Annotated in this window: 33 protein-coding genes; 5 read left to right on the forward strand and 28 right to left on the reverse strand. The window is 33.7% G+C overall.

Annotated features, from left to right (window positions below):
• Positions 1–23: 23 nt before the first annotated feature.
• The gene (locus SLH52_RS17745; RefSeq protein WP_320210606.1) at positions 24–1,076 is read right to left on the reverse strand and encodes an acyltransferase family protein; all 1,053 of its coding nucleotides are present in this window, start codon (positions 1,074–1,076) and stop codon (positions 24–26) included.
• Positions 1,077–1,430: 354 nt separating this feature from the next.
• On the opposite strand from SLH52_RS17745, the gene SLH52_RS17750 reads away from it, so the two are divergent.
• The gene (locus SLH52_RS17750; RefSeq protein WP_320210607.1) at positions 1,431–2,486 is read left to right on the forward strand and encodes a cytochrome D1 domain-containing protein; all 1,056 of its coding nucleotides are present in this window, start codon (positions 1,431–1,433) and stop codon (positions 2,484–2,486) included.
• A gap of 213 nt (positions 2,487–2,699) precedes the next feature.
• Here SLH52_RS17750 and SLH52_RS17755 read toward each other — a convergent pair whose 3' ends face one another.
• The 3 genes from SLH52_RS17755 to SLH52_RS17765 all read right to left on the reverse strand — a co-directional run bounded on the left by SLH52_RS17755 (position 2,700) and on the right by SLH52_RS17765 (position 4,950).
• Entirely contained in the window at positions 2,700–3,398 is a 699-nt protein-coding gene (locus SLH52_RS17755; RefSeq protein ID WP_320210608.1) for an aspartate/glutamate racemase family protein, read from the reverse strand.
• A 320-nt stretch (positions 3,399–3,718) separates the two neighbouring features.
• Complete coding sequence (locus SLH52_RS17760; RefSeq protein WP_320210609.1) at positions 3,719–4,156, reverse strand: GNAT family N-acetyltransferase; 438 nt, start codon at positions 4,154–4,156, stop codon at positions 3,719–3,721.
• Positions 4,157–4,329: 173 nt separating this feature from the next.
• Positions 4,330–4,950, reverse strand: coding sequence for a DJ-1/PfpI family protein (locus SLH52_RS17765; RefSeq protein WP_320210610.1), 621 nt, complete (start codon positions 4,948–4,950; stop codon positions 4,330–4,332).
• Between the two features lie 314 nt (positions 4,951–5,264).
• Between SLH52_RS17765 and SLH52_RS17770 the strand changes: the two genes are divergently transcribed.
• Positions 5,265–5,570: a hypothetical protein gene (locus tag SLH52_RS17770; protein WP_320210611.1), complete on the forward strand. Its 306-nt coding sequence runs from the start codon at positions 5,265–5,267 to the stop codon at positions 5,568–5,570.
• A gap of 195 nt (positions 5,571–5,765) precedes the next feature.
• Here SLH52_RS17770 and SLH52_RS17775 read toward each other — a convergent pair whose 3' ends face one another.
• The 9 genes from SLH52_RS17775 to iadA form a co-directional block, all read right to left on the reverse strand.
• Positions 5,766–6,482, reverse strand: coding sequence for a hypothetical protein (locus SLH52_RS17775; protein WP_320210612.1), 717 nt, complete (start codon positions 6,480–6,482; stop codon positions 5,766–5,768).
• Positions 6,483–6,587: 105 nt separating this feature from the next.
• A complete protein-coding gene (gene yidC / locus SLH52_RS17780; RefSeq protein ID WP_320210613.1) occupies positions 6,588–7,397 on the reverse strand; it encodes a membrane protein insertase YidC in 810 nt (269 codons plus the stop codon).
• Positions 7,346–7,711, reverse strand: coding sequence for a hypothetical protein (locus SLH52_RS17785; protein WP_320210614.1), 366 nt, complete (start codon positions 7,709–7,711; stop codon positions 7,346–7,348). Before SLH52_RS17785 ends, yidC begins: the two co-directional genes overlap by 52 nt.
• Positions 7,712–7,927: 216 nt before the next feature.
• Positions 7,928–8,464 (reverse strand): hypothetical protein, encoded by a 537-nt coding sequence (locus tag SLH52_RS17790; protein ID WP_320210615.1) that lies wholly within the window; start codon positions 8,462–8,464, stop codon positions 7,928–7,930.
• A gap of 44 nt (positions 8,465–8,508) precedes the next feature.
• Positions 8,509–9,375, reverse strand: a complete 867-nt coding sequence (locus SLH52_RS17795; RefSeq protein WP_320210616.1) for an FAD/NAD(P)-binding oxidoreductase — start codon at positions 9,373–9,375, stop codon at positions 8,509–8,511.
• Positions 9,308–9,649 (reverse strand): FAD/NAD(P)-binding oxidoreductase, encoded by a 342-nt coding sequence (locus tag SLH52_RS17800; protein ID WP_320210617.1) that lies wholly within the window; start codon positions 9,647–9,649, stop codon positions 9,308–9,310. Before SLH52_RS17800 ends, SLH52_RS17795 begins: the two co-directional genes overlap by 68 nt.
• A 38-nt stretch (positions 9,650–9,687) precedes the next feature.
• Positions 9,688–9,927, reverse strand: coding sequence for a sulfurtransferase TusA family protein (locus SLH52_RS17805; RefSeq protein ID WP_320210618.1), 240 nt, complete (start codon positions 9,925–9,927; stop codon positions 9,688–9,690).
• A gap of 28 nt (positions 9,928–9,955) precedes the next feature.
• Positions 9,956–10,114 (reverse strand): hypothetical protein, encoded by a 159-nt coding sequence (locus tag SLH52_RS17810; protein ID WP_320210619.1) that lies wholly within the window; start codon positions 10,112–10,114, stop codon positions 9,956–9,958.
• 289 nt (positions 10,115–10,403) lie between these two features.
• Positions 10,404–11,573: a beta-aspartyl-peptidase gene (gene iadA, locus SLH52_RS17815; protein ID WP_320210620.1), complete on the reverse strand. Its 1,170-nt coding sequence runs from the start codon at positions 11,571–11,573 to the stop codon at positions 10,404–10,406.
• 192 nt (positions 11,574–11,765) lie between these two features.
• Here iadA and SLH52_RS17820 point away from each other — a divergent pair, with 192 nt between their 5' ends.
• Positions 11,766–12,692 carry a manganese-dependent inorganic pyrophosphatase gene (locus SLH52_RS17820; protein ID WP_320210621.1) on the forward strand — a complete coding sequence of 309 codons (927 nt, stop codon included), beginning with the start codon at positions 11,766–11,768 and terminating at the stop codon, positions 12,690–12,692.
• A 226-nt stretch (positions 12,693–12,918) separates the two neighbouring features.
• On the opposite strand, the gene SLH52_RS17825 is transcribed toward SLH52_RS17820, so the two are convergent.
• The 12 genes from SLH52_RS17825 to SLH52_RS17880 form a co-directional block, all read right to left on the reverse strand.
• Complete coding sequence (locus SLH52_RS17825; RefSeq protein WP_320210622.1) at positions 12,919–13,965, reverse strand: hypothetical protein; 1,047 nt, start codon at positions 13,963–13,965, stop codon at positions 12,919–12,921.
• A gap of 234 nt (positions 13,966–14,199) precedes the next feature.
• Entirely contained in the window at positions 14,200–15,414 is a 1,215-nt protein-coding gene (locus tag SLH52_RS17830; protein WP_320210623.1) for an FAD-dependent oxidoreductase, read from the reverse strand.
• A 238-nt stretch (positions 15,415–15,652) separates the two neighbouring features.
• A complete protein-coding gene (gene splB / locus SLH52_RS17835; protein WP_320210624.1) occupies positions 15,653–16,681 on the reverse strand; it encodes a spore photoproduct lyase in 1,029 nt (342 codons plus the stop codon).
• 111 nt (positions 16,682–16,792) lie between these two features.
• Entirely contained in the window at positions 16,793–17,032 is a 240-nt protein-coding gene (locus SLH52_RS17840; RefSeq protein WP_320210625.1) for a transcriptional regulator SplA domain-containing protein, read from the reverse strand.
• Positions 17,033–17,372: 340 nt separating this feature from the next.
• Entirely contained in the window at positions 17,373–17,942 is a 570-nt protein-coding gene (locus SLH52_RS17845; protein ID WP_320210626.1) for a DUF4825 domain-containing protein, read from the reverse strand.
• A gap of 1 nt (position 17,943) precedes the next feature.
• Positions 17,944–18,615 carry a hypothetical protein gene (locus SLH52_RS17850; protein WP_320210627.1) on the reverse strand — a complete coding sequence of 224 codons (672 nt, stop codon included), beginning with the start codon at positions 18,613–18,615 and terminating at the stop codon, positions 17,944–17,946.
• Between the two features lie 14 nt (positions 18,616–18,629).
• Entirely contained in the window at positions 18,630–18,962 is a 333-nt protein-coding gene (locus SLH52_RS17855) for a PadR family transcriptional regulator (protein WP_320210628.1), read from the reverse strand.
• A 282-nt stretch (positions 18,963–19,244) separates the two neighbouring features.
• Positions 19,245–20,111, reverse strand: a complete 867-nt coding sequence (locus tag SLH52_RS17860; RefSeq protein ID WP_320210629.1) for a permease — start codon at positions 20,109–20,111, stop codon at positions 19,245–19,247.
• A 93-nt stretch (positions 20,112–20,204) separates the two neighbouring features.
• Entirely contained in the window at positions 20,205–20,468 is a 264-nt protein-coding gene (locus SLH52_RS17865; protein ID WP_320210698.1) for a metalloregulator ArsR/SmtB family transcription factor, read from the reverse strand.
• A gap of 386 nt (positions 20,469–20,854) precedes the next feature.
• Positions 20,855–21,484 (reverse strand): NUDIX hydrolase, encoded by a 630-nt coding sequence (locus tag SLH52_RS17870; protein ID WP_320210630.1) that lies wholly within the window; start codon positions 21,482–21,484, stop codon positions 20,855–20,857.
• Positions 21,485–21,631: 147 nt separating this feature from the next.
• Positions 21,632–22,144 carry an NUDIX domain-containing protein gene (locus tag SLH52_RS17875; protein WP_320210631.1) on the reverse strand — a complete coding sequence of 171 codons (513 nt, stop codon included), beginning with the start codon at positions 22,142–22,144 and terminating at the stop codon, positions 21,632–21,634.
• 302 nt (positions 22,145–22,446) lie between these two features.
• A complete protein-coding gene (locus SLH52_RS17880) occupies positions 22,447–22,854 on the reverse strand; it encodes a VOC family protein (protein ID WP_320210632.1) in 408 nt (135 codons plus the stop codon).
• 220 nt (positions 22,855–23,074) lie between these two features.
• On the opposite strand from SLH52_RS17880, the gene SLH52_RS17885 reads away from it, so the two are divergent.
• Positions 23,075–23,236, forward strand: a complete 162-nt coding sequence (locus SLH52_RS17885) for a hypothetical protein (protein WP_320210633.1) — start codon at positions 23,075–23,077, stop codon at positions 23,234–23,236.
• A 9-nt stretch (positions 23,237–23,245) separates the two neighbouring features.
• Positions 23,246–23,503, forward strand: a complete 258-nt coding sequence (locus tag SLH52_RS17890; protein WP_320210634.1) for a VOC family protein — start codon at positions 23,246–23,248, stop codon at positions 23,501–23,503.
• A 36-nt stretch (positions 23,504–23,539) separates the two neighbouring features.
• Here the strand turns inward: SLH52_RS17890 and SLH52_RS17895 are convergent, their stop codons facing one another.
• The 3 genes from SLH52_RS17895 to SLH52_RS17905 all read right to left on the reverse strand — a co-directional run bounded on the left by SLH52_RS17895 (position 23,540) and on the right by SLH52_RS17905 (position 26,473).
• The gene (locus SLH52_RS17895) at positions 23,540–24,256 is read right to left on the reverse strand and encodes a YebC/PmpR family DNA-binding transcriptional regulator (RefSeq protein ID WP_214484193.1); all 717 of its coding nucleotides are present in this window, start codon (positions 24,254–24,256) and stop codon (positions 23,540–23,542) included.
• A 296-nt stretch (positions 24,257–24,552) separates the two neighbouring features.
• A complete protein-coding gene (locus tag SLH52_RS17900) occupies positions 24,553–25,167 on the reverse strand; it encodes an HAD family hydrolase (protein WP_320210635.1) in 615 nt (204 codons plus the stop codon).
• Between the two features lie 841 nt (positions 25,168–26,008).
• Positions 26,009–26,473, reverse strand: coding sequence for an NUDIX hydrolase (locus SLH52_RS17905; protein ID WP_320210636.1), 465 nt, complete (start codon positions 26,471–26,473; stop codon positions 26,009–26,011).
• Between the last annotated feature and the right edge of the window lie 5 nt (positions 26,474–26,478).

Genomic DNA, 26,478 nt, shown 5'->3' on the forward strand with positions numbered 1-26,478 from the left:
TTCCCACACTTTCATTCAATACTCTAAGCCGCTTTGTTAACGGAACCATATGGCTTCTTAACATTCTTTGTTACAAATTTGCATTCAATAGCCGATCTTGTCAAGAACATGACTGGCCTAGAACTCAATCCAAATGTGATGATTATCGTTAATAACGGAATAACAATGATATTCCATACACTTCCAGCAGCGTACCAATCTAGTGTTTTAATAAATTTAATAAAAAAGAAATGCAAAATAAATACGTACGAAGTTCTAAGGCCTAAAGGTGTAAAAAACATCTGTTTTTTTGGAACCCAAGGTAAAAAAGAAATAATACCACAAAGCATAACTACATAAACCATCATGCGAAAGAATGACCCATACAAAGCAGAATGTCCAATAGTATCAAAAGAATATTTACCTAATAGGTACATTCTCATTGTAGATGGATCCAAAACTATAAATATAGCCAAACAAAAAATAAATAATGTAATAGATATGATCTTTCCATAACTTTGTTTTACCCAATGGAAATATGCTGGTTTCATATAATAGCCAATAAGGAAAAACGGAAAGAACACAAAAGTTCTTGAAATACTAAAGTATGCTTCTGCACTATCTACATAGCCAATTCCAATTCCAAATAGAAAAGCACATACGAGTGAATATGGAATTTTCGTAAATATAAACAACATTAAATTCCAACAAAACATACTTAACAAAAACCACATACCCATCGTTGGCATAAATAATGACAGTTGAAATGTATCGTAATCGTATAATACATAATTGTAATAAGAATATATGATTTCGAATAAAACATATGGAAATAGCGTCTTTTTAATAACCTTATTTATGAATCCCTTTTTATAAAAGCTTTTAGAAAAATATCCTGCAATCAATATTAGAGCAGGCATTCTAAAAGCAGCCAAGAAATTGAGCATTACATTTAGAAATTCATTCTGCGTCCTAAACATACTGCTTAAATGCCCAAATACAACCAACAAAACTAGAAAAAATTTTGCATTATCAAAAAAAGGGTCTCTACTCTTCTTTTGTGTAATATCTTTGCTGATAGCAAAACACCCCATCATTTATTATCAATAATCTAACTAACAAAATATTAGTTTCAATACATTTACTACTGTTAGACGTCCTTAAAACTAAAATCGTTACAATATATATGTTGTTATTTATTACCTATAAAGCAACTGAAAAAATCAAGTATCGGATTTAATTGTCTTAACTGACATCTCCACGATAAAAAAGTTGACTCTCTACCATAACAGAGAATCAACTTTTTTTCATCTATTTAACAGTTTTCTGCAATAGCTACTTCCTTCTGAAGCGCTATGCTCGCCCCCTACAAAAAAATCTAGGAACTGGAAAAAACCAAGTTATAGCTTCATATGATTATATTATCCATACTTTTGAAGAGGTGATTCATATTGACCATTGCTGTCATTGATGTGAAAACACATAGCTTGATAACCACAATCCCTGTAGGTACTGGTCTTTTTGATACTTATGGGATGGCTATTACTCCCGATGGAAAACTAGTTTATGTAACAACTTTACCTGACTCAATATCTGTTATTGATGTGAAAACTCATTCAATCATCGCTACGGTTCCAGTTGATGATAATCCGATTGATGTTGCATTTACACCTAACGGCAAATTAGCTTACGTGACTAACCCTTTCAGTAAGAAAATTTTCGTAATCGATGTAAATACTCATTCACTTATTTCTTCAATTCAAGTAAGTAGAAACCCTTTTATCGTAGATATTTCTCCAAACGGCAAACTTGCTTATGTAACCAATAAAGATTTTCAAGGAATAGAGCCAAACACAATATCTGTTATTGACGTAAAAACTCATTTACTTATTGACACAATAGAATTTGCAGTTACTGATAACTTATTAGATATTTCATTCAGTCCTGATGGTAACATCGTTTATGCTGTAGGAAATTCTCCTACCTCAAATGTTTTTGCCATTGATACAGATACACACTCAGTCATTGCAACGATTGTAGCTGGTGATTCTCCATTTAGAGTTAAATTTACCCCTGATGGCAAGCTTGCTTATGTCATTAACAGAGGAGATGTATCAGTATCAGTTATCGATGTGAAAACTCATTCAGTCGTAGCAAATATACCTGTAGAAATCTTAACAGGTACTATTGATTTTAGCCCTGACGGTAAACTAGCCTATGTAACAAATGAAACTACGGGTAACTCTTTGACAGTTATTGATGTAAAAACCCATTCAGTTATTGCTAATATTTCGATTCCATTCGGACAATCCGATGTTATATTCACACCAGATGGAAAATTGGCTTATGTGACTAATAGTATTAATATAAATGAGGGATTTGTCTCTGTCGTTGATGTTAAGACCCATACAGTGATTGCTACCGTTCAAATTAATTTTCAGCCTAATACTATTTTATTCACACCAGATGGTAAGCTAGCTTATGTGTCTCAACTGCCAATCGGATAGCATAATCGTAAATTCCCACTAAGGCCTTTTTGCAAATAAGTAATAGTTTGACAAGCTTTAGCTTTAACCCAACTGCTTTTTCCATGATAAAAAGACGTCCCTTCTACACAAGAAAGACGTCACATTGTACAATCATATTTAACTTTATCAATTACTCAAACAATAACTTTGATGAGTTTCTCTAAATCTCATCTACTAGTTTTTTAATTGCTCTTATTCCTCATTCATAGCATGATCAGCTGCTTTAATAGCATGAATTTTCGTCGTATCAAAGACAGGAACTGATATGTCTTGCTCCTTTATAAGCATCGTTATTTCTGTACAACCGAGTATAATACCTTCAGCTCCTTGCTCAATTAACTTATCGATGATCTCTACATATTGACGCTTGGATTCATCCCTTACTTTGCCTAAACAAAGCTCATTATAGATAACATCATGAATAATGTTGCGCTCTCGTTCATTAGGTACAATCACTTCTATATTATCATTCGATTGTAATCGCCCTTTATAAAATTCCTGCTCCATCGTAAACTTCGTTGCTAATAGTCCAATTTTTGTTATCCCACATTGCTTTATTGCTTCTCCCGTCATATCTGCAATATGAAGCACTGGCATTGTAATTGCTGTTTGGATATCCTCAGCCATTTTATGCATCGTATTTGTACAAATAAGTAAAAAATCTGCCCCACCTTTTTCTATACACTTTGCCGCATTGATAAGTTCGTCAGTCGCTTCATCCCATTTCCCAGCAAATTGAAGATCTTTGATATGTTGAAAATCTACAGAGTACATTAAACTTTTTGCTGAATGATGTTTTCCTAGTTTTTCTTTTACTCTTTCATTAATTAATTTGTAATATATAGAGGATGATTCCCAGCTCATGCCACCAAGCAGCCCGATTGTTTTCATTATATTTCTCCCCCCTCATCAGCATGATTATTTGAACATTCAGATAATTAAAGTTTATTGTAACACTTTACGAGATAAATCATAGTAGATTAGATTGATCTGTGCCCACTCTCTCAAATTACTTTCAAAATAATGCAATTGTAACAAAGGTTATTTATTTTTTTTTGTTTCTATTTTAAAATCTATAGTTCCTAAAATAGAAGATAAAAACGTCATTTTACTCAACAATCATCGCTGTACAGAAGAAAATATGCCTTAAACCTAGTTGTATACATGTTTTTTTAGTATAAAAAACACAATTCCGCACGAAAACAGCCTTATTAAAAAACCTTATACATCAACTTATGAGGGCCAATTGGATAAATTTCAAATATATCACCTTGTGGTAAAAGGCCTAATTTCCCGTAGTAATCACATACAGATACACGTGCATTGCACCACCAAGAGTCCACATTTTTTTCATTCATCAATGCTTCTGCATAATTAATCAAACTACTACCTGCATTATTATTTCTATATTTCTTCAAAGTCGCCATCCCTCTTAGCCTATATTGTACATGACCGTCAATCAACGGGTGACACTCGTTATAGAACGAGGCTACACTTACTATGCTGTTATTTACAAAAGCTCCTAAATGAAATGTTTGATGATGATGATCATGCTCGTACTTACATGCCTCTATTGTTTGATGAGGGCGCAATACTTCATTACGTATTTCATAAGTGTCTTCAGGGTTTATCTGTTTTACAGCTATCATGATTAAGCCCCTTTCTACATAAATTTACACTCAATTATTGTCGAGAAGAATGTAAAGTGATAAGTAACATATACTACACAAGATTTTCCTATTGGTAAGGTATACTTCTAATTCCCTCCAAACTTATTAAAATACAGACAAAACAAAACTTATGCTAAAACAAAGATGATAGTCTAATTGCTATCATTCGCACTCGTCTTCCACACCGTTCCCCTTCTCTCATACTCTAATCTCTTTTCCACTGCACAGGCTACATCCGATCCAACAAACCGTTCTATTAACCATAAAGCCAAATCAACACCTGACGTGACTCCTCTTGCAGTAAGTAACTTATTATCATCTACTATTCTTGCACCGATCACTTCACAACCTAGGGCGGCCATTTCTTTTGATGCTAGGTGATGCATTGTAGTTGTACGACCTTTTGTTATCCCACAAACCGCCATTAACATTCCACCTGTACATACACCACCAATAATCGTACCTTGTTCATAAAATTGTTTGATTATTTCAGGTAAAACACCCAGCTCTGCTTCTTTTCGAGCACCATGCTCCCCTTTATGATTCCATCCACCCCCCGGAACTATTAACATATCTGGACGTTTTTCAATGGAGATTGTAGCATCTACATTTACCTTCAAACCATAAAAGCCTTTTACTTCCTTTTGCCCATCTAACGTGACAAGACTTACTTGAAAATAGTCTTTTATTTCATTTGAACGCTTTAAAACTTCATAAGGAGCAATTGCATCTAATTCATCAAAACCGTTAAATAGTATAATTTGTATAACCATTTATACACCTCAAATCACGATGAATGTTATTCTATATATATCTTACTCTCGAATTTAACATAAGAATATTCTTAAATTTTTATATATAAACATAAGAAAAACTTATATTACCCACCATTACAAACTACAAACTATATTCCTACTCTATACAAGTAGACCTATGCTCCAAGACACATACCTTTTTTTGTAAATTACATATTTTGTCCAATCTCTTAAATGATCAGTTCATATACTAAAGTAGTTTTATATAAGGAGGTGTATGAAAACTGGCGTTTTGTGTCCGACTTAGAGAACCTATAAATGCAGAAGTTGGGGTGCAAGAATTTATTCAAGTGTGTACCTTCTCTACTACTGATGCAGATATAGATACAAAAGTATTAGTAGCACTAGGAGATCACGAACAAGCTAATGATATAGAATTTGTATTTAGTGATGGGACTCCAATAGAGTTTAATGAAGTAGGTGTTCATATCTTTGACCCTGTTATACTAAACACATGTGCCAACATTATTGGTACGTTCAACAAACCTGGGGAATATCTATTTAATGTTGCATTACTAGAACAAACAACTAACGAACTCTTAGATTTTGAAGCGTCTACTGTCAAAGTGTTTGATTAAATACTAGCACTCTTTCTATATTTATTATCGTAAAAAAACTACACCTCCTGTTATTACTAATGAGTAACATTGGAGGTGTAGTTTGATGTTATAGGCTGTGAAAGCAGCTAAAATTAAATCCGAAATGAACAGCTATCAGTCGTTTCATCTGTCCTTATTTAGCCATTATATTAACAAAGCTTTCAAAAAGTGCCTTTATTTTTTAATGATAGATGAAGCATCTCTTATCTTTCTTTCAAACAATATTTTTTTCGGTTTGACAAATCCATCTCGAAAATAATATTCTCTTTCATCACTATTTCCTTCAAAGGCTGCTATAAATTGTTGAGCTACATACTTTCGAAATGGAAAACTATTATATTTTTTTGGATTATAACTAAGCTTTAATTCAGGATAGTCATAAATTTTTCCTTCATAGACTAAATCTAGTTTGTTAGCGTTTCGGAAATCATTTGGTGAGACTAGTGAACTAGGCTTATTAAAAAGTTTAATGCCACTACGCCTCAAAATCTCTGCAACAAACTGAGAACAAAAATAAGATGAAGGAACTTCAATCGGATAATTAATAGGTACACCAAACAATCCTATAAAATTGTAATAGTACCATTTCTCATTTTTTTTAAAAGCTGCAATAAGTCGCAGCATTTTATTATATATACGTTCATTTACATATAATTTATAAATAGCACACGTTGTTTCAGGGTACCAACTAAATGTACCTTTCACAAAGTCCTCTTGTACAAATCCACCGTATAGAGGGTTAATTGGTTGTTTACGTCCAAAGCTAAACACTTCGTTCAACTCTTTATCTAATGCTATTGAAGCATGATTATAAGGGGCATGTGTGACAAGTTTAATTGTTCTATTAAGTGTTGTACCGGTATCCGTTAATAAAATATAAACTTCCTTCATTAATATCCCCCCTCTATTCTCCTATTAAGATTACGATAATTATAAATGAGAATGCTAAGATTATAAACCGGCAATAGAGGGGATAAAAAATCTGTCTATCATTAATTATTCTACAACATTGCCATTTGGCATTAGCCTCTTGTTAAAAAGAACGTTCGCAATGACAGTTTGAAAAATCATAAATACTCCACTGACTGCCCAGTACAGAGGTAAAACTGCTGGAGCAGTTAACGAAAATAAGCCAATTAAAATTGGTGACACATAACCTATAAACGCAAATTGTTGTTGCTGTTGTGAATTCATGCCCATTTGCGATACTTTATACTGAATTAAATAAACGAATGCCGCTATGAGCGCCATAATTATATCCGGTTGCCCGAGGTTAAACCATAGAAATGAATCGGTAGCGATTTCAGGTGTGCGCTGAATCGCATAGTAGAAGCCAATTAAAATTGGGAATTGTATGATCATTGGTAGACAGCCAATGGATAAAGGATTAATCCCATGCTGTTGATAAAGTTCTAACATCTCTTGTTGCAGCTTTCTTTGTTCATCAGGCTTCTTAGCTTTGTCTTTAAGCTTTTGTTGTAATTCCTTCATTTGCGGCTGGATCATGTTCATCTTTTCTTTCATGTTCAATTGGTTACGGTATTGTTTAATCATCATAGGCATTAAAATTAGCCTAATAATGATTGTTATCACAATGATAGATAATCCATAGCTATCTTTAAACAAGGCTGCAATATATTGAATTAAATAAGAAAATGTATACACAAAATAATGATTAAACCATCCAGATGTATTGGCATCTATTGGCTCAGCCGTTGCTTGGCAGCCACTTAACAAGACCAACCCAATGATAACTAATAAACTACTCTTTTTCTTAAGAATTGTGAATACAGACTGACGTACCACAGTTTTCCTCCTCGTCTCATTTGTAATTTTGTTCTTAATGAGACCGGAAAACAATCTGAATCGTCATCAGGAGATTCTTTCCTTTTTATTTTTGAATTGATCCAATTTTGTATCAGCTTAACATCTCCTGATTTTTGTTGATCAAGTAAAGGAGATAGATGAATTGATTGTAAGTATTCTTTTTTAAAAAATTGATGTTTATTTACATATTGCTTAGAAATATAAATGACTGCTGACACTACAAGTGCAGTAGTAATAAGTAAACTAAGTGAAAATATATAAGGGAATATATTGTTTATCAATTCAACAAACATCTGTATTCACCTCCCTCTTGAATATATCTTTGTATACGGACTACAACCTAAAAGGTTTCATTTTATATAACGGCTGTTTATATTTACTTTGTTGTTAGAATCACTATAAAGGATTGCTTTCAAAAGATACCACGTAGATTCGTTATATATGTATTTATTTTTTTGTACTAATAAAATAAGCAACATACTGGATATGTTGCCTTAATGGTTTTGAGCCTATTTCAGTTCTGTTGAAAGGGACTTCAAAAAAAATAACAGTAAACTCAAACCTTCTCTTGTCTCTCTATCAAACATTGATCTTGAAAGTTGCATTGCAGTTAATGGATCTTTTCCTTTACGATCTAATTGTGCTTTGTTAAAAGCGTTAACTACACCTTCAGCCATATTAATTGAACCATTCTGTAACATTACATCAGCTACTTCAATCATTTTTATTGATTTTTCAAACATATCACTAACCATAGAACTAGTCATAGCTTGTTTCATACCATTTATTAGCTCAGCCAATTGAGCTAAACTTTTTAATACACCATTTTCTTCTAGCTGCTTAATTTCAACTAACGTCTGTTGTAAACTTTTACTTACTTCAACGAGAGTTGTCAATAATTCTATAGTTTCAGGCTGAATTATTTGATCAGCTACTTCAGTAATCTTTACCGTTTTATGAGCTAGCTCTGAAACCATTTCTCCAGTTGTTGCTTGACTAACAGCATCCAATAATTGCTTTATTTTATCACTCGTTTGATCAACCACTAAGTGTTCTCCTTGCTCACTAGTACTCAATATGAACACCTTCTTTACAAAATTCCTCTTGCGTTTAGCCAATATAACTCACCATAGACTAGCTTGAACCAATGAAGAAAATCAGAAGTGGCAACTGGTTTAGGTGGTGTATGATAGTCGAATGTAATCATACTTGCGTCCTCTAAACTGTTTTCTAAAAAACACGCGACTTTACCATTATATCTATGAGTTTCAGGTAAACCTTTAACACGATTCACAATATTAGGTACTAACGCTTCTGTCTGATAATGTGCTGTGGAGCCAGCTTTGCTAATTGGTAAGTTAGTGGCATCTCCTACCACATAAATATTATCTGACCCTGCCATTTTTAATGTATAACGATCTGTCGGAATGAAGCCGATCTCATCACCGAGTCCTGAATTTACAACAACTGGTGCCCCTTCATGAGATGGAATAGAAATGAGTAGATCATAAGAATGCTCCTCACCATCCATTGTCATTACAACCTTGCGTTGTGGATCAACTGATTCTACGTTAAAAAATGACTCGAATTCTATATTGCGTTTCTCAAATTCCGGTTCTGCCCAAGCTGACACTGGTTGCAATGAATGAATTCTACCTATTGGATATGTGTATTTAATCGTAATGTCGTCTTTTATACCCCTCTTACTAAAATAATCTTCTAACATTAATGCTAATTCTAGAGGAGCTGCAGGACATTTATGAGGAACGTCAATCGTAATAAGAATTTTACCTTTTTTCATATCTACTAGCTTATCTCGTAATTTAATAGCCCCTTCAAGTGTGTAGAAATTATCTGCCCCCTCTTGTAAACCAGGGATACTATTAAAATTAGGGTGAGAGCCAGTAGCAATAACTAAAACATCGTAGGAATATTGAGTTGTCTTTGACTTTATCAAATTTTTTTTCAGGGATAATTTTTTCAATATCATCAAATTGTAAATGAACATTTCTATGGACGAGTGTTTCTTGCTGACGGATAAAATGTTCAGGGGCTTTTTCATTAAATACAACATATAAATAACCAGGCTGATAAATATGCTGTTCTGTATTAGAAATTAATTGAACCTCAACTTTATCTTCTGTTATTTCATCATTTAACTGCCGTGCCAATTTATTCGCTACCATCATGCCACCACTACCTGCACCGATGATAACAATCCTTTTTTTCATGGAGAAAAACACCTCTCCTTCCTTCAAATCACATAAATTTATCTCATTTTTCTGACCGCTATTTTGTACTCTTCATCTATTCTTTTTAAATAAACTATTTCGTGGCCCATTTTTTTGGCCCATTCCGGAATGTCAACAGCCGATCCTTTGTCGGATGAAAGAACTTCAATAATGTCACCTATCTTACTTGTTTTAATGGATTTAATAAGCTCCATTAATGGACCTGGACAATATGAGCCACGAGCATCAATAGACCTTGTGATCATAACATCAGCCATAGTAATAACACCTCCAATAAATATTTTCTTACATGGTTATGACTTGTGAACCTTGGGTCATTGTTACAAAAACATTTACCTTCATTCCTGACATCGATGCTACTGACCCGACTAATGCACCTGCATGTAATTTTTCAAGCTCGTCACTCATTAGGATAATGCCTATAGATGGTTGCTGCGCACTCACTTTTTATTCCTCCTTACTTAAAAATTTTATTTACAACTATATTATATATTACCTATACCCGTATAGGTGTTACAACTTCATGAACAGTATACTTCTTATCTTCTTTTACTTCCAACAACTTTAACTAAAGTTGCGGTCTAAATTCTAGAAGTAATAACTTAAACGTCATTTATGTATAACTCGCCATTAACAGAGTTATCTTCAACTCTTATTTCATTCACCTTTATACAAAAACAGCGAAAAAGGCACTATACAATGTTATGCTTAGTACCTTTTTACATATATCAAATTATTCAAATGTTCCTTTCACAATTACTTGCCCATCCTTGACCATCTGTTGTCCTTTTGCAAATACATGTTCAATATTAAGAGTTTGTTCATTTAGAATAACAATGTCTGCATCACTACCTTCTTTTAACAAACCCTTATGTGGATACGCACCAATTGCTTTAGCAACATTAGAGGTTACGATTTTTAAAGCATCAGCTAAATCGATATTCTTCTTCGTAACTAAATGCTTAAAAACAGTGTATAGAGTATCCACTTTACCTACATCTAACCCAATGATGTTGCTATTTTCATCATACACAGGTAAGCTTCCATTCCCATCAGAGCTTATCGTAATGTTTTCGACCGGAACTTTATGGTTTAAACATTCTACTACTGCATCACTCGGTAGGATTTCGTCATTGTTATAGACCTCTGCGTATGTTGATATATCAATACGACCACCAACTTGTGCAAACTGAATGGCTTGTTCAAGTAACCCCTTCGTTCTTGAAACATGTGTAGGCATGAATTGAGTAATAGGAATGTCTGTTTCTTCTACAATTCGTAATAACTGATCAAGTCGAGCGCCTCCACCTCCAACATGGATATGCACCATACCACTTTTGCCACTTAACATACCTGCTACTCTTGCCTCAGAAGCTAAACGAATCATTTCTTGATCTGCCATTTGTGAAGACCGATGATCTGAAAGCGCAACCTTCACACCAATTACTTTATCAATAAACATAATATCCTTCTTCACACTACCTGTAATCGTGACACTCGGTATTGTATATGAACCTGTATGAATAAATGTCGTTATTCCTTCATGTTCTAAACCATGAGCCTTAGCGAGGAGGGATTCAATATGCCTTGTTTCACCATCTGTTCCGAGCAATCCAACGACTGTAGTGATGCCATTTTTCACAAGATCAGATAGCACCACCTCAGGTGTTCTACTATAAAAACCAAGTTCGCCACCACCACCTATTAGATGAACATGTTGATCTATAAACCCTGGAACGACGATCTTGCCCATTGCATTGATGACTTCCATATCAAATAGATCATGTTCTACAGAAATATCCTCAGCTATCTTCACGATTTTATCGTTAATCATTAATATGTCTGCTTTTCCGTGATAGTTAGGATTGTATATTTTACCATTCTTAATTAATATGTATGACATCTCTACTCTCCTATCTATTTTTCACCAATCATAACATAATAAATAACACAGTCTACAGCTCGTTTTCGATATAAATCTTTATTGTAAGTATTCATATATGATAAAATATGTTGTTAGTATATATATCTCATATTTTAATAAAGGATTTCCACTGGAACCCTATTAATTAAGAATAAGTGAAGGAGAATATGAATGGAAAAAACACTCATTTTCGGACACAAAAATCCAGATACAGATACAATCTGTTCTGCAATAGCTTATGCGGAATTAAAAACACAAATTGGAATGAACGCTGAGCCTGTACGCCTTGGTGAAGTAAACGGAGAAACACAATTTGCTTTAGACCATTTCCATATAGATGCACCACGTTTAGTTGAAACAGTTTCAAATGAAGTAAACAGTGTTATTTTAGTTGACCACAACGAGCGTCAGCAAAGTGTGGATGATATTGATAAAGTTCGTGTACTCGAAGTCATTGACCATCACCGTATCGCTAATTTTGAAACGAGTGACCCTTTGTATTATCGTGCTGAACCAGTTGGTTGTACAGCTACGATCTTAAACAAGTTATATAAAGAGCACGGTGTAACAATAAAAAAAGAAATTGCGGGATTAATGTTATCAGCGATCATTTCTGATTCATTATTATTCAAATCACCGACATGCACAGAAGAAGACGTAGCTGCTGCACGTGAATTAGCAGAAATTGCAGAGGTGAATCTTGAAGAATTTGGCTTAAACATGCTGAAGGCTGGTGCAGATTTAAGCGATAAAGCTCCTAGTGAGATGATATCTCTTGATGCAAAAGAATTCCAAATGGGTTCTGCTAAAGTTGAAATTGCACAAGTAAACACAGTAGATACAGCAGATGTTCTTACTCGCAAAAGCGACTTAGAGACAGCGATGTCAAATGTCATAAATGAAAAAGGACTAGATTTATTTTTATTCGTTGTAACTGACATTTTAACAAATGATTCAACTGCTATTGCACTAGGTGAATCTGCTAATGCTGTAGAAAAAGCATTCAATGTATCATTACAAGACAATACTGCTATTCTCAAAGGTGTTGTTTCACGTAAAAAGCAAGTTGTTCCACAATTAACTGAAGCATTATCTTAAGAAATGTGTAAATAAAGTGCTGAATGAATTTCGCTTTTGTGAAATGTGAAGTGAATTATAAAGTAAGCACGCTCCAATACGTTTATACTTTTTAACCTATAAAAAGCTGTTTTTTGCACGTCACTTGTTGGCATGCTTAAAACAGCTTTTGGTCAATTTAACATTTACACAATATAAATTAAACTTCTACGACTTTTGATCCCATGAGTATATTTTGTTACTCAAATTAAATAAGTTTCCCTACATAGCTCATCTTCTCAACGTCAACTGAATCAAATGATCCATCTAGTATTTTTCTAACATCACTTAACGTATCCTGAAGACTTACCGTCATTCCTTCCTGCCCACTATAAGACTCAGCAACATAGAATGGTTGAGTTAAATACGCCTCAAGTCGTTCTCCTCTCTTATACGTCTGTACTTCAGAGGCTGGTAGGCTTTTTTCTCCTTTAATATTTACTAATGAACGCAATTCACGGTAGCGACGTAATAATTTTCTTGCACGTTGTTGAATCGTAAGGTGGGTTTGGTCAATATGTGATCCTTCAAGAACTGAGGATGTAGAAAAAATGGGGTTCACTGCTGGAAACTTACGCCTTGCTGCAAGGTCTGCGTCAAATTGCCATAACGTTTCTAAAGGGCCATAAGGTAAGTCTTCATCGACTGCTTCTCCCTTTAGATCTACAAGGAAAGTAGTAACGGATTCTACTCCTACATCGTGTAGTCGTTCTTGCAAACGATGTATTTCACCTGAAATAACATGAGAGCGGTCTGTTACAAAAGTAATTTCTTTCGCTTTCCCTATGCTAACCATCTTTTCATAAGCATCATCGATTGAATTTATTACGAGATCCACAATCTTTTCGATATCATTTATTTCTGGGTGCTCGCCTTCTGGTTTTAGCATAATTGAATAATAGCCTTCTTTTTTTAGTCGCTCGAGCATTTCAGCAATGACGACTAGCTGCCCCATTCCAGGACGGGCTACTAAACCGACAGTTCCTCCTTTCGTTAACGGTGCAAACAAATCTAATGCTTTTATTCCCGTTTCAACCATGTTAACCTTCTCCCCTCTTAATATTAATTCGTCTAAACTACATTCTGCCAATGAAGCAAGTGCAACCAACGTGCGAACCTCAGAACGCCCGACAGGAATTTTTCCGGTACATAAATTAGAAACAGTAGCTGGCCGTAAACCTACAGACTTTGCAGCACTCGTTAAATTAGGAACTCTTCTACGCAATAATGTAACATTTAGTCTTAAGTTATCCATAACAACACCTCCTTACTTTATATAGTAATACTCTTTTCTTTTGAAAGCAATGATAAATTACTTTTAAAAGTAATTTATTTTTCATTATGATTTTTTGTATGACCTTCAACGCATAAGATTATTTGTCATTTTGTCATTCACAAAAAAATTGAGCTGTGTAGCATACGAACCCTTTTACTACACAGCTCTTAGTTAGCTTAAACCTTCATGACACTTGAGAGAAAATAATTAATACTACATAGATGAAACGCGATGTTTTCCATACAGGTCCATTGCTGGATGTGAGCCCTTTGTTATGACATCTCTTAATATGTTTGCTAGCACTCCGCTATAAACCATTCCGTTATCACCATATGCATATATAAAATAACAGCTTGGAAATTCTTCATATTGTCCAATCATAGGTAATCCATCATGGGTGCCACCATAAAAAGCACCTAAATAATAATCTGGATTAACTGCTATGTTTGGGAACAATTTATTGAATTCCTCTACTAATTTCTTCTTTTTATGAATAATTTTCGAATCACGATCATTAGCATAATGGGTATTCTCGTCCAAGCCTCCAATAATTATTCGACCGTCAGGTGTTGTCCGCATATAAATGTAAGGGCGAGCAGTTTCCCAAATCAATGTTTTGTTATACCAGCCTGAAAAGTCATCAATAGGATTAGTTACGATAGCATAGGAACTAGTTAAGTACCCATTTTTTTCTTTTTTAAATTCTAATCCTTCATAGCCAGCAGCAATAATTACATGTTTAGCCTTAATAGCATGTTTATTTGCTGTAAAAAAAGTTGTCGAACCGTTCTCTAACTTATGACCGTTAATTCTAGTTCGCTCAAATATTTGAACTCCTCTCTGTTGAGACTCCATTAGCAGACCATGCGTATATTTATAAGGATTAATTTCCCCATCATCATAAATATGTAAAGCCAATTTCTTAGCAAAAGGATACCGCTCACTAATCTGTCTTTCAGTTAATAGATCGACATGAAAATGATGTTTATGAAGAAAGTGATATTCTTTGTTTAACTTTTCTACTCCTTCTTCATCACTAGCATAATAAAGGCTATCTCTACGGTTGAATTCCGGGTCTATTTTCATTTGCATTGCAGCTTTTTCGATGTCATTCATTGCTTCTTCACATAATTTTGTATGTAAAATAGCCGACTGTTCACCGAAACTATTGACTAGTTCGAATAACATTTTATCTCCCAAATATTGTATTAAAGCAGTGTTTACAGCTGTACTGCCTTGTCCAATTTGTCTTCTATCAACAACAGCTACTTTTAAACCAGTTTCACTGAGTAAATAAGCACATTGTGCACCTGAACTCCCTCCACCTATAATAAGAACATCACAATTGATGTCTTCTTCTAACACAGGATATGATGGAGGATTGTTATAAGTTGTCGGCCAATAAAATTTACCACTTTGCAAATCCATAAAATTGCTCCTCATATATAGTTTCTTAGGCTCTTTTCGTAGGCTTCTTTACTACAATTGTCAATTTTAAAAGAGAGAAGGCACCAGAAATGCTACGGAAAAAGCAAGACTTTATCAAACTTTTTAAGAAAAGGCCCATGGCACAAAAGTAATATTGCAAACTAGATCAACACCAGAGGCTTATTGTTTATTGTTTTATTGCTAGTTAAGGTTCTCCGTTTATCCATCCGAAAACAGCTTAAGTAAAATACTCAATTTTTGCTTCTGGAAAAAATTGATCTACATAACTTTCCAACGTATCTTTAAGTTCTGCCTCTTCATCTTTTTGATAGATATATTTTCCGATTCCATACCTCCCCCATTTATACCTTCTATCTTCTTCCTCCATTTTGAGCTTTGATTTTGGATAGTTTTTTTCAATTACACGTTTAGCTGGCTTCGTAAATCTATGTTGAATCATCTCAAAGGTAATATCACCTCTTTGTGTTTTTGGTAGCTGTTCATCTAGATTGATGAATAAATTTCGATATCCCTCTTTCCACCCTTCATGCAAGTAAATAGGGGCTACAATAAAACCTAATGGATACCCTGCATCTACAACTTTTTTAGCCGCATCAATTCGATCTGATAATGGCGACGTACCTGGTTCAAAATTTTTTATGACATAATCTGCATTGATACTAAAGCGAAAGCGAGTTTTTCCGTTATGGTTAGCAGTTAACAAATGATCTACATGGGAGAATTTTGTGACGAACCGTAATTTACCTAAATCACTTTGTCCAAAATACTCTATTGTTCGTTTTAAAGTATGTGTTAAGTGATCGATCCCTACAATATCTGAAGTACAAGAGGCTTCAAATCTTGTCTCCTCTGGTGAACGCTCAACCATATATTGATGAGCTTGATCAAGAATTTCTTCTACATTGACATACGTTCTAATATAAGGTTTACTTCCCATTGTCGTTTGTAAATAACAATAATGACAATGTCCCATACATCCAGTCGCCAAAGGAAGTGCATATTCAGCCGAAGGCTTTGATGAATCAAATTTTAACGTTTTTCTAACACCTATCACTAACGTTGATTTAGCGTTACGATATTGTTGCAAATGACCTTCACCTGGTATATTCCTTACTTGATTATGAGAGGTCGTTTTTCTTATTTCGACGCCTAAGTCGTTAAATTTATCTAAAAGCTCTTCACCCAGCTTGTAAGTTATAGCATTAGGTTCATAGTAGACAAGCTGTGGCATAAAGGGCTTTACCATATATTTCACTTCCTTATCGTAATGTCCGAATTGTAACTACATAAAATATAAGTCTCAGTCCCATGAATAATTAATGTTATAACCTACCGTAAATCCAATAGCCATGTTAGTTTAGTCTTGTTCGTAATCAAATATATTATTGAACGCTTTTTCTGCTTCTTCATACGTAGGATAAACTGCATCATCCTCGTCAATTAAATGAAAAGATTCATGAAGAAAAAGTGCAACATCATTGTTATTTTCTGGATGTGCTACTATTTCTGCTTGCTCAATATTTGCAACATTTGGGGTATGAGGGTTGCGATATATCACATACACCTGATCTCCTGCTTTAACATGTTTATTATCCATATAGTTAACCTCCTTTTAAACAATATCGTTTCCTTCCATGGTGAATCTATGTATTATCCTTTAAACAAGGTGTTATCACTTGTTATAAGCAATATCACCATCATAAAGTTACAAAATTGCTTTGCTTATTGTCTTGCAATGAAAACTATGAAGCAGTTTGGATTCCATTCATATGATTCAATAATAATTATGAGAGAAAGATCATTATCACCAAATTATGAAGTAGTAATTAATGCATAAAACAAAACAAGTCGATTCCTTCACTAATGGAATCGACTTGTTTTTCTGTTAAAGCTTACTATGCAGCTTTAATCAACACTTCTCATGAATATAAGAACAATCAATATGTTTCTCTTTCAAATACCGTTGTTATTCCTTCTTTAATATTTTTATCATCAGCTAACCTGTTTTGGATTTTTTCTTCCCATATACTTTTATGAGTTAAACTTCTCAAATCTATCCCATACCATTGTTCAAGACTTGTACGTGAAATTTTATACCTTTCATCATCAAGTGTAAAATATAAACCTTCTAAATTATCAATGAGCGCAAAAGCAGCTGTCGCATTATAAATAAAAGCTCTTTCAACATTTTCTTTGTTACTTATATTTAATATTTTTTCCTGATAGATAATTTCAAAAGTAAGTAACTCTGGATACGATTGATAAGTTCTTTGAATATCGTTTAATGGTAAGTGATCAAAAAGCATACCGAGATTTGCAGCATTTCCCATGTATTGGTTTTTATAACTTAAAATACGGTCAAAGTCATGTGTTAGTGGGTCTTGTTGTTCTATGACATATTGTTTTTCATTAGCATTTATTTTTGGCAATACGATCACATTGACAACTCCATACAACACCAACCCTAAAATAAATAACAATACAATTAATTTGCTTCTAAAATTCATTTCAGCCACCTACTTCATATTTTTGAATAAGCTTCACGGCTTTACTGAAAAGTAAAGGGATAATAATTGAAACGACTGGTAATACAAGGCTGATAACTAAAATCATAAATTGGTATGGTCCATCAATATCAATTGATCTCCCAAACCAAATATCACTTCCAAACTGCAAGACAACTGTATTTATTGAGCAAATAACTATAAATAATATCCATATATTCCAAACAATTTTTTTATATAAAAATGCTGATTTCAAATTGTATCTTGATACTTTATTAATGGAAGCCTCATCTTTCATACTACTGAATAGTAAGAACAATATCCCGATGATGAACAAGGAAATGAGCAAAACAGTCGACAGTAGCTTACCCATTCCAACAATGCTCATAGGTATCGTGACGATCCAAGAGATAATGACATACAATAAACCGTACTGGAGCATTTCAGTTTTATATTTATTTGTAAAAACATCTTTGTGATCTCCAATTAACATTTGGATACTGTCAATATTTTGTGTCGCAAGTTTAACTGCTTGATGATAAACTATACCATCGTTAGTAAGATCTGTTACTTTTGCTTCTAGATTACTTAATATTTCATCCTTCAATTCTCTAATTTGTGCACTCTCCACATACCCTTTAAATAAGCGGTTTACATGCTTTTCTAAATAATCCACCTTGACGCCTCCTTTCACTCAATTAATTGATCAATTAGCGTTTTTGCTGTTTTCCAAGCGCTAAGGTTCTTTTGATAAGTTTCTGTTCCCAATGATGTTATCTTATAATACTTCCTTCTCCCCCCTTGGCTTTCATTTCCCCAATAAGATTGAATTAGCTTCTGTGATTCCAGTCTTTTCAGACTTGTATATAATGAAGTTTCCTTCAATTCGTATGTTCGTTTACTTTTCTTTGCAATTGCTTTTATAATTTCGTAACCATAATTATCGTGTTCCAACAGTATGCAAAGAATAATCGTATCAATATTTCCACGAATTAACTCTCGACTAATGCTTATCTCACTCATTGCACTCACCTCGCAATTACAACATATTACTATGTATGACGTAGTACTTTATTATAAGTAATAATACTACAATTTCTATAAATTGTAAATATATTAAAATAAAAAAATACCACACGTTATGTATGGTATGTCATATTACTTAGCTTGCTGTATTTTGTTGTCACTAGCTTCTTTAATCTTTACAGTACAGCAGTTTGATTCAGCTTTATCACTCTTTATCAATTTATTTATTAAACGTAACATCAACTTCACCTCCTTACTCGGATACTCCTACCTTAATTGTTAGATCAAATAGAAAATAAAGCCGGAAATGGTTGACATAATGACTACAGATAGAACAAAGGTGGTAACTAGCTCTTTTTTGAAGATTGTTTTTAATAAAATGATTTCTGGTAAGCTAGCTCCTGCTGAACTGATCATCATTGCCATTACTGGACCTAACGCCATCCCTTTCATTATTAATATTTGTGAAATTGGAATCATGCTAGAAAGCCTGATATATAATGGAATTCCAACGATAGCTGCAATAGGAATTAACCACCAGTGCTCATTACCAAATGCACTAGAAATCCATTCTGTAGGTACAAGACCATGTATAACTGCACCAATTGCAGCACCAATAATAAGGTATGGGTATACATTTTTCATGAGGTCAATGGTTTCCTTGATTGCTAGTTTAAAGTTAAATTTTTTCTGTTGTTCCTCATAACCAGACATTACAACATTTTTGACATACTTTTCAAAACCTAGTGCCTCAATAATAAATCCAATAATAATCGAGATCATTGTTGTGACGATTGTATAAATAATCGTCACCTTCCAACCTAGAATAACTCCCATCACCGTTAAAATAGTCGGGTCAAGAACAGGTGAAGCAAATAAGAAGATCATTACGATTCCAAAAGGTAATTTCTTCTTTAACATATTAACTACAATTGGAATTGTCGAGCATGAACAAAACGGTGTTATAAATGCAAATATGACTGCCGAAAAAGCTGCGATTATTTTATTTTTTCCTATTAACTTTTTCTCAATTTTTTCATATGGAATGAAGCCTTGTAATAAACTAATGACAAACGAAATTACGACAAATAAAACTGTTAATTCTAATGCAATGTACAAAAAGCTATGTAATGTATTAATCCACATTTTTTTCCTCCTTATTATTGGCTTATAAATTTTTATAAATCAAAAAAAATTGATATATTAATCAAAAAAAATTGATTAATAGTCTAAAAAAAATTACGATTTTGGCCTAAATAAGCAACATAGTTCCTCAGAAAGCAAATGGTTAACTTCGTCCATATTTAGCTCGTAGTAGCTCCATGTTCCTCTCGTTTCTCTTGTTAAAATATTTGCATCATATAATATTTTCAGATGATATGATAATTTAGATTGAGTCATATTTACTAATGGGGCTAAATCACATACACACATACCCCCTTTTTGAGTTAAAATATTCATTATTTGTAACCTTTTTTTGTCCGCAAGTGCTTTAAACTTCATTTCATAAGTTTCAAATGTTCGTTCTGCTGATATATCATTTAATGGTATAATGTTTTCCACCTTATCACTCCTTTATATATTGTTCTAAGTATACTACTAGCACCTTTTCTCCTATATGACGATGACGGGCGTTGTCTTTCTGTTCGTCAACTTTGCTGCTTTTTTTCACTTGAATTTAAGTAACTAATAGATATGTTTTTATTTTCTTTAAAGAAGAAAAGGTGCCACCGAAAGTTAGTTTCTTTATGCTTAGCTCTTATTACAATAAGCAACAATTAATCCGCAAACAGCCATCTATAAACCAAAAGTTTACTAAAGATCTCTTAAAACAATTTTTTTTGATATAATCATCATATATGCGATGTTATTAAATGTCAATGATTAAATCAATTTTTTTTGATGTATTTATTTATTTTCGAAATAATACTTTCATAATACACCTGCTCATGTGGCACAAATTCGGCTTTACTCACAATTTGATCTATAGGCAATCCTCTCCCATTCTCATCAATTTCAAATCCAACTATGTTTAAATGTGTTCTACCTCCTAACCACAGTTCACTGAAGTGCTTAAAATCGGCTTTCACAATTCCTGATACTTCTTCCTTTTGTAGTTTGAAGTTTTCCATATTACTTTTATAATCGAATAGGAAAACATTTGCTATTTCCTTATCGACTAATTGTTCATGAATCACACAATATTTGAAGATCCCTAATGAAACAAGTTCTTCCATCGTTACTTGAATACCAAGCTCTTCATGAACTTCTCTCACTCCATCGCTCATCGTTTCATGAGCTAATATATGTCCAGCAGCTGTAATGTCTAAAAGGTTAGGATAATCCTTTTTAATAGCACTCCGTTTTTGAAAGTAAATATAATCTTTCCCAGCATCTTTACTAATAAACCAGCAATGAAATGTTTCGTGCCAATAACCAAATTTATGTACTTCTTCTCTAGTGGCTACACCACATTCATGTTGGGACTCGTCAAAGACCTTAATTAATTCCTTTTCCATATTAGTCTCCCGCTTATGTATATAGTATTTGAGTTGACTCAGATGAACTTCCTACTACTTTTTTCGACTGCAAATTAACTTTCAGTCATTTATAGCTATAATTCTATTACTATGGTTTCCTACCTAAATTCACTTTGATTTGTTAATTTAACGGGGGTTTTCCCAATCTTCCAACAACCCCCATGTGACTACAGGATCCCCATTTAATGATTTCATTGACCCTACATATACGTTCTTTGATAGTTTTGCAGTTTTTTCATAATGCTTAGCAATTTCTTTAGTTGTCGCTGAGATATTAATGTTAGAAATTTCATTATAATTTGTCCAACATAATGACCCTTCATCGCTTTCGATTAACTTAGAGTCTTTAGACACATTGCCAAAAAACACATATTGTATCCTTATTTCTTTAGTTTCACTCAATCGATGAACAATGTATCGCAAAGTTAAGTTATCTATGCAACTACTAGATAGACCTGTTTCTTCTGCTATCTCCCTTATACAGGCCGATTTAGGATCACATATTTCTTCCTCTTCAATATGGCCACCAATTGGCACTAACAAGCCTGCTAGAAATGTGTCTTTTGGTTTTTTTTGAAGAAATAACACTTGTTGCTCCTCATTGATTAGAAAAGCCACCGCCATTTGCCGTAGTTTCAAAAGCTCACCCTTCTCTATTTAAAAGGTAATTCTCGCATTAACTGTTCGTACTAAAGTTAAATACGTATACAACTAATGCATGCGACATCTTTTCTTCTTTAAAATCAACCTCTATGGGATGAAACCTCCATTTTGCGTCAATATGTAAGGCTGTTTTCGCATTGATTGTTGTTTTTCGTTAAGCACATATCCATCTAGCGTTCGTGGCATCTTTGCTACTTTTATAATGGTTGAGCTCTTATAAAACCCATCATACAGTCCATTTTAAATTTTTTACGAAAAGTAAAAACTAACCACGCAGCTTAATTCTTCATTTGTGGCGAATCAGGGTTCATTTGCATAAATTCAATTGCATTACCATCGGGATCTTTAACCCAACATTGAAAGTTTAAATCTAACCCTTGCATAGGCTCTACATCTAATTTTAAGTCATTTTTCTTTAAATGATTTGCAATTTCATGGATGTCAGTAACTTCTAAGCATAAATGAGCATAACCAATTGTACTTCCATCTACTTTATTCGTTTTTTTACCACCATAAAATAACTCAATAAACTGCCCTTCCCTTATTTTTAAATAAACAATCCAAGGTTCATTATCACTATTCTTTAATTCAAATAACTTTTGAAACCCCAAAATATCACAGTAAAAATGAAGCGATTTCTCCATATTCTTAACAGTATAAGCGGTGTGACCTATCCCTTTAATCAAATTAAAATCCCCCTTAAAATTATCAATATATTTAAATAGTACGATACCATACAATAGGTCTTCAACTATTTTATCAACTACTAATTTGAAGTATATAAATATTGTTTAGGGAAGAAATATTCATTGAAGAGATGAGATACTAAGTTACTTTTAACTTCTTGACCCTCACGTAACGTGATGGCGTATCTTTGAATTATCATCAGTCAAGGGAGGAAGTAACATGGATTATTATCCAATGCCATTATTCGTCAAACTTTCAGTAGAAAACATGGATTATTCACTGAAATGGTACAACGAGGTTATCGACTTTAAATCAATATTCGAGCTACCAGATAAGGAGGGTAACACAATTATGGCTCATATTCGTGGTGAAAAGTATTAAGATATTTTGTTGCTGAAGGATAATAGCCAAGATAAGTGTAGTAAACAGGGGATCGTTGTAAACCTATCAGTAGAGGATGTTCATCAATTTTTCGAAAGAGCTTTAGCAGCGAATACTAAAGTAATTGAAGGTCCCATTGACCAACCATGGAATGCACGTGAACTCATTTTAAAAGATCCAAATGACTACACGATCACACTTTCTATGCAAATAAACAATGACAAATCAATGGATGAAATAACAAGGGGGCTGTCCCCTCAACGTTAACACGTCAAAGCAAAAAAGGGGGGCTGTCCCCCTTTGTTATTTAATATCAACGTTGTGATAAACTTGTTGAACATCTTCTAAGTCTTCTAATACATCTATTAACTTCTCGAATTGCACCTGTGCATCTTGTGGAAGTTCTACCTCGTTTTGTGCAAGCATTGTAATTTCTGCTACTGAAAATTCAGTGATACCTGCATTTGTACAAGCTTCTTGTATTGTATGAAATTGATCAGGTTCTCCATAAATGATAACAGCGTTATCTTCTTCTAATATGTCACGAACATCTAAATCAGCTTCCATTAATAGTTCGAGTACCTCATCAGCTGTTTTACCTTCTAAACCAATAACAGCTGTTGCATCAAACATATATGCAACTGACCCACTGACACCCATATTACCACCATTTTTACCGAAGGCAGCTCGTACATCTGATGCAGTGCGGTTTACGTTATTCGTTAATGCATCTACAATGACCATAGATCCATTTGGTCCGAATCCTTCATAACGAAGTTCATCATAGTTTTCATCAGAACCACCTTTAGCTTTTTCAATGGCACGTTCAATAATGGCTTTCGGCACATTGTAGGTTTTTGCACGCTCTAGAACAAATTTTAAAGTTTGGTTTGCTTCAGGATCTGGTTCACCCTGCTTGGCAGCCACATAAATTTCTCGACCAAACTTAGCATAGATACGACTCGTATTCGCATCCTTTGATGCTTTTTTCTCTTTAATATTGTTCCACTTACGACCCATTTCTTTTCACTCTCTTTCATGTATGAATCTATACAATATAACTAATGAAGCTCTTTAAATGATAGAAGTCAATAATTTTACACAGACATTCTTACCACTTAAATTAGTTTTAATTATTCGCAGTAACATCCAATTTAGCACTTATATTGATTATAGCATAATTAAGTAAGTGATTTTTGATTACATATTGAAGAATTATTGGCATTACTAAATACTAAATTAGATTAAATTAGCTGTGAAAAAGCCTGCTGAATCAAAATTGATTTCAGCAGACTATATCATTAGTAAGAAACATTTCATAGTTCCTTTATTGCATCAAATGTATCGACACTATAATCGTATTGAGTAACTTCACCAAACCCATACTTAGCAAATACAAACGGTATTCCCGCAAACTTCGCTGCTGTTCGGTCACCTTCAGTATCACCTACATAAATCGGGTCTACTAATTGATTTCTGTTGATGACCAGCTTGATATTTTCACCTTTTGATAGCCCAGTTCTTCCAGGATTCTCATAATCAATAAAATACTTATCTAGCTTATGATATTTGTAAAATGCTTCGATATAGCCGTCTTGACAATTACTAACGATAAACAATTTGTAAGTTTGAGATAACTCACTAAGGACTTCTTCCACACGGTCATATAGTACCCCACCGTGATTTGCTAAGTGGTTACATTCAACTTGACAGCATTCTGCTAATATTCGTTGTTGCAAACTTGACCCAAGATGAGGGAATAGCTTTTCCCCAATCTCCTTGGATTGCAAGCCCATCGTGCCAGTTAAATCGTCTACTGTTATACTGTAATTAACTTCATCATACCTAGCTAATACATCATTCCAACAAGTTAAAATCTCACGACTAGAATCCCAAAGTGTACCGTCCAAATCAAAAATAATGCTATCCATATAATGCCCTCCAACACAAAGGGACAAGAATTTTAGAGGACTGCTCTCGTCCCCTTGCAAGTTAATTTTTTGTCGATTACACATATACGATTGTCCAAAAAGTCACCTCTTTGTTTTCGTATATGATTACGGTTGTAGTCAATGCAACCGGGAGGTATCCGCCGAAAAATCGATAAACCTCCTCCTCGTCAACTAGAACATCTTACCCTTACCTAGTTCAGGCGCTTTTTTACCAATCATTCTACCCTACCCTTCTATTAAAAATATAATTATTATTCTACAATACTTTAGTTTATGATACAATGCATAAATTGAAATTTTATTAAATTTATGAAAAAATTACCATCAACTATTATTATAATGAGCTAATAATAATTCTTACAATTTTTCTAAACCCCTTCGACCATTAGACATCTTATTTTCGAGGTCCACCTTTTTACTTATTTAGCAATCTAATAAAGGCATTCTTGCTTAATTGAGGAGGAATAACATGAATAAACAATTAATGATTTTACTAATAGGAAGAGTTATAACAAATTTTGCAGATAGTTTTTATATGATCGCTACTATATGGTATGTGAAGACTATATCGAATTCACCAATGTTAATAGGGACTACTAGTGCCATTGCCATACTGCCAATAACTATACAATTTCTTTCGGGCCAGTTATTGATCGACTATCAAAAAAGAAAATTCTTTGTATCGCTTTATTAGGGCAAGGTAGTTTTGTTAGTCTTATTACAATATTTTATTTATCTAATCTTTTTTTAGAAGGATCATAATACAAAAAACCCTTGGTTAAACACAATGAGGCTTAGTTGTTTTTTATAAGTATCATTATCAACTAATAACAGGTAACTGCTTTTTCTCCGCCCAATCGAGAATAAAAGCTTTTTGACGTGGGTTTAATTTTGGGGGCAGCTCTTCTTTCAAAAAGAATCTATGCTCCCGACTTTCAATATCCATTTGCTTTAATTCTCCTTTATAACAGCTCGCTTTAAAGATGATTTGCACGCTAAAAACTTGATCACCATTAGGATATTTAACGAAACATGCTTCACCTGAATATATACCGAATAAATCTAATTTCTGTACTTGTAAGCCGGTTTCTTCATACGTTTCTCTTTTAGCTGTTTGTTCAAACGACTCTCCTACTTCCATAACCCCACCAGGGATACACCAATTATCCTCATCAGTTCGATGCTGTAATAAAATTCTTTCTCCATCTTGGATAATTACTCCACAGCCAACGGTAAAAAGAGTTTGGTGACCGATGAGCTTTCTCATATCCTTAATATAATTCATCTGCG

This window comes from Cytobacillus sp. IB215665 (genome assembly GCF_033963835.1).
Taxonomy (GTDB): domain Bacteria; phylum Bacillota; class Bacilli; order Bacillales; family SM2101; genus Nanhaiella.

Coding starts and splice junctions, on each gene's coding strand:
- SLH52_RS17785 (WP_320210614.1), bottom strand. CDS start 7,711: ATGTTTGTTGAATTGATAAACAATATATTCCCTTATATATTTTCACTT.
- SLH52_RS17860 (WP_320210629.1), bottom strand. CDS start 20,111: ATGTGGATTAATACATTACATAGCTTTTTGTACATTGCATTAGAATTA.
- SLH52_RS17805 (WP_320210618.1), bottom strand. CDS start 9,927: ATGGCTGATGTTATGATCACAAGGTCTATTGATGCTCGTGGCTCATAT.
- SLH52_RS17855 (WP_320210628.1), bottom strand. CDS start 18,962: ATGAGTGAGATAAGCATTAGTCGAGAGTTAATTCGTGGAAATATTGAT.
- SLH52_RS17895 (WP_214484193.1), bottom strand. CDS start 24,256: ATGGGTCGTAAGTGGAACAATATTAAAGAGAAAAAAGCATCAAAGGAT.
- SLH52_RS17845 (WP_320210626.1), bottom strand. CDS start 17,942: ATGAATTTTAGAAGCAAATTAATTGTATTGTTATTTATTTTAGGGTTG.
- SLH52_RS17900 (WP_320210635.1), bottom strand. CDS start 25,167: ATGGATAGCATTATTTTTGATTTGGACGGTACACTTTGGGATTCTAGT.
- SLH52_RS17765 (WP_320210610.1), bottom strand. CDS start 4,950: ATGGTTATACAAATTATACTATTTAACGGTTTTGATGAATTAGATGCA.
- SLH52_RS17870 (WP_320210630.1), bottom strand. CDS start 21,484: ATGGAAAAGGAATTAATTAAGGTCTTTGACGAGTCCCAACATGAATGT.
- SLH52_RS17885 (WP_320210633.1), top strand. CDS start 23,075: ATGGATTATTATCCAATGCCATTATTCGTCAAACTTTCAGTAGAAAAC.
- SLH52_RS17825 (WP_320210622.1), bottom strand. CDS start 13,965: ATGGATAACTTAAGACTAAATGTTACATTATTGCGTAGAAGAGTTCCT.
- splB (WP_320210624.1), bottom strand. CDS start 16,681: ATGGTAAAGCCCTTTATGCCACAGCTTGTCTACTATGAACCTAATGCT.
- SLH52_RS17830 (WP_320210623.1), bottom strand. CDS start 15,414: ATGGATTTGCAAAGTGGTAAATTTTATTGGCCGACAACTTATAACAAT.
- SLH52_RS17745 (WP_320210606.1), bottom strand. CDS start 1,076: ATGATGGGGTGTTTTGCTATCAGCAAAGATATTACACAAAAGAAGAGT.
- SLH52_RS17840 (WP_320210625.1), bottom strand. CDS start 17,032: ATGGATAATAAACATGTTAAAGCAGGAGATCAGGTGTATGTGATATAT.
- iadA (WP_320210620.1), bottom strand. CDS start 11,573: ATGTCATACATATTAATTAAGAATGGTAAAATATACAATCCTAACTAT.
- SLH52_RS17800 (WP_320210617.1), bottom strand. CDS start 9,649: ATGAAAAAAAGGATTGTTATCATCGGTGCAGGTAGTGGTGGCATGATG.
- SLH52_RS17775 (WP_320210612.1), bottom strand. CDS start 6,482: ATGAAGGAAGTTTATATTTTATTAACGGATACCGGTACAACACTTAAT.
- SLH52_RS17905 (WP_320210636.1), bottom strand. CDS start 26,473: ATGAATTATATTAAGGATATGAGAAAGCTCATCGGTCACCAAACTCTT.
- SLH52_RS17760 (WP_320210609.1), bottom strand. CDS start 4,156: ATGATAGCTGTAAAACAGATAAACCCTGAAGACACTTATGAAATACGT.
- SLH52_RS17755 (WP_320210608.1), bottom strand. CDS start 3,398: ATGAAAACAATCGGGCTGCTTGGTGGCATGAGCTGGGAATCATCCTCT.
- SLH52_RS17865 (WP_320210698.1), bottom strand. CDS start 20,468: ATGAAGTTTAAAGCACTTGCGGACAAAAAAAGGTTACAAATAATGAAT.
- SLH52_RS17820 (WP_320210621.1), top strand. CDS start 11,766: ATGGAAAAAACACTCATTTTCGGACACAAAAATCCAGATACAGATACA.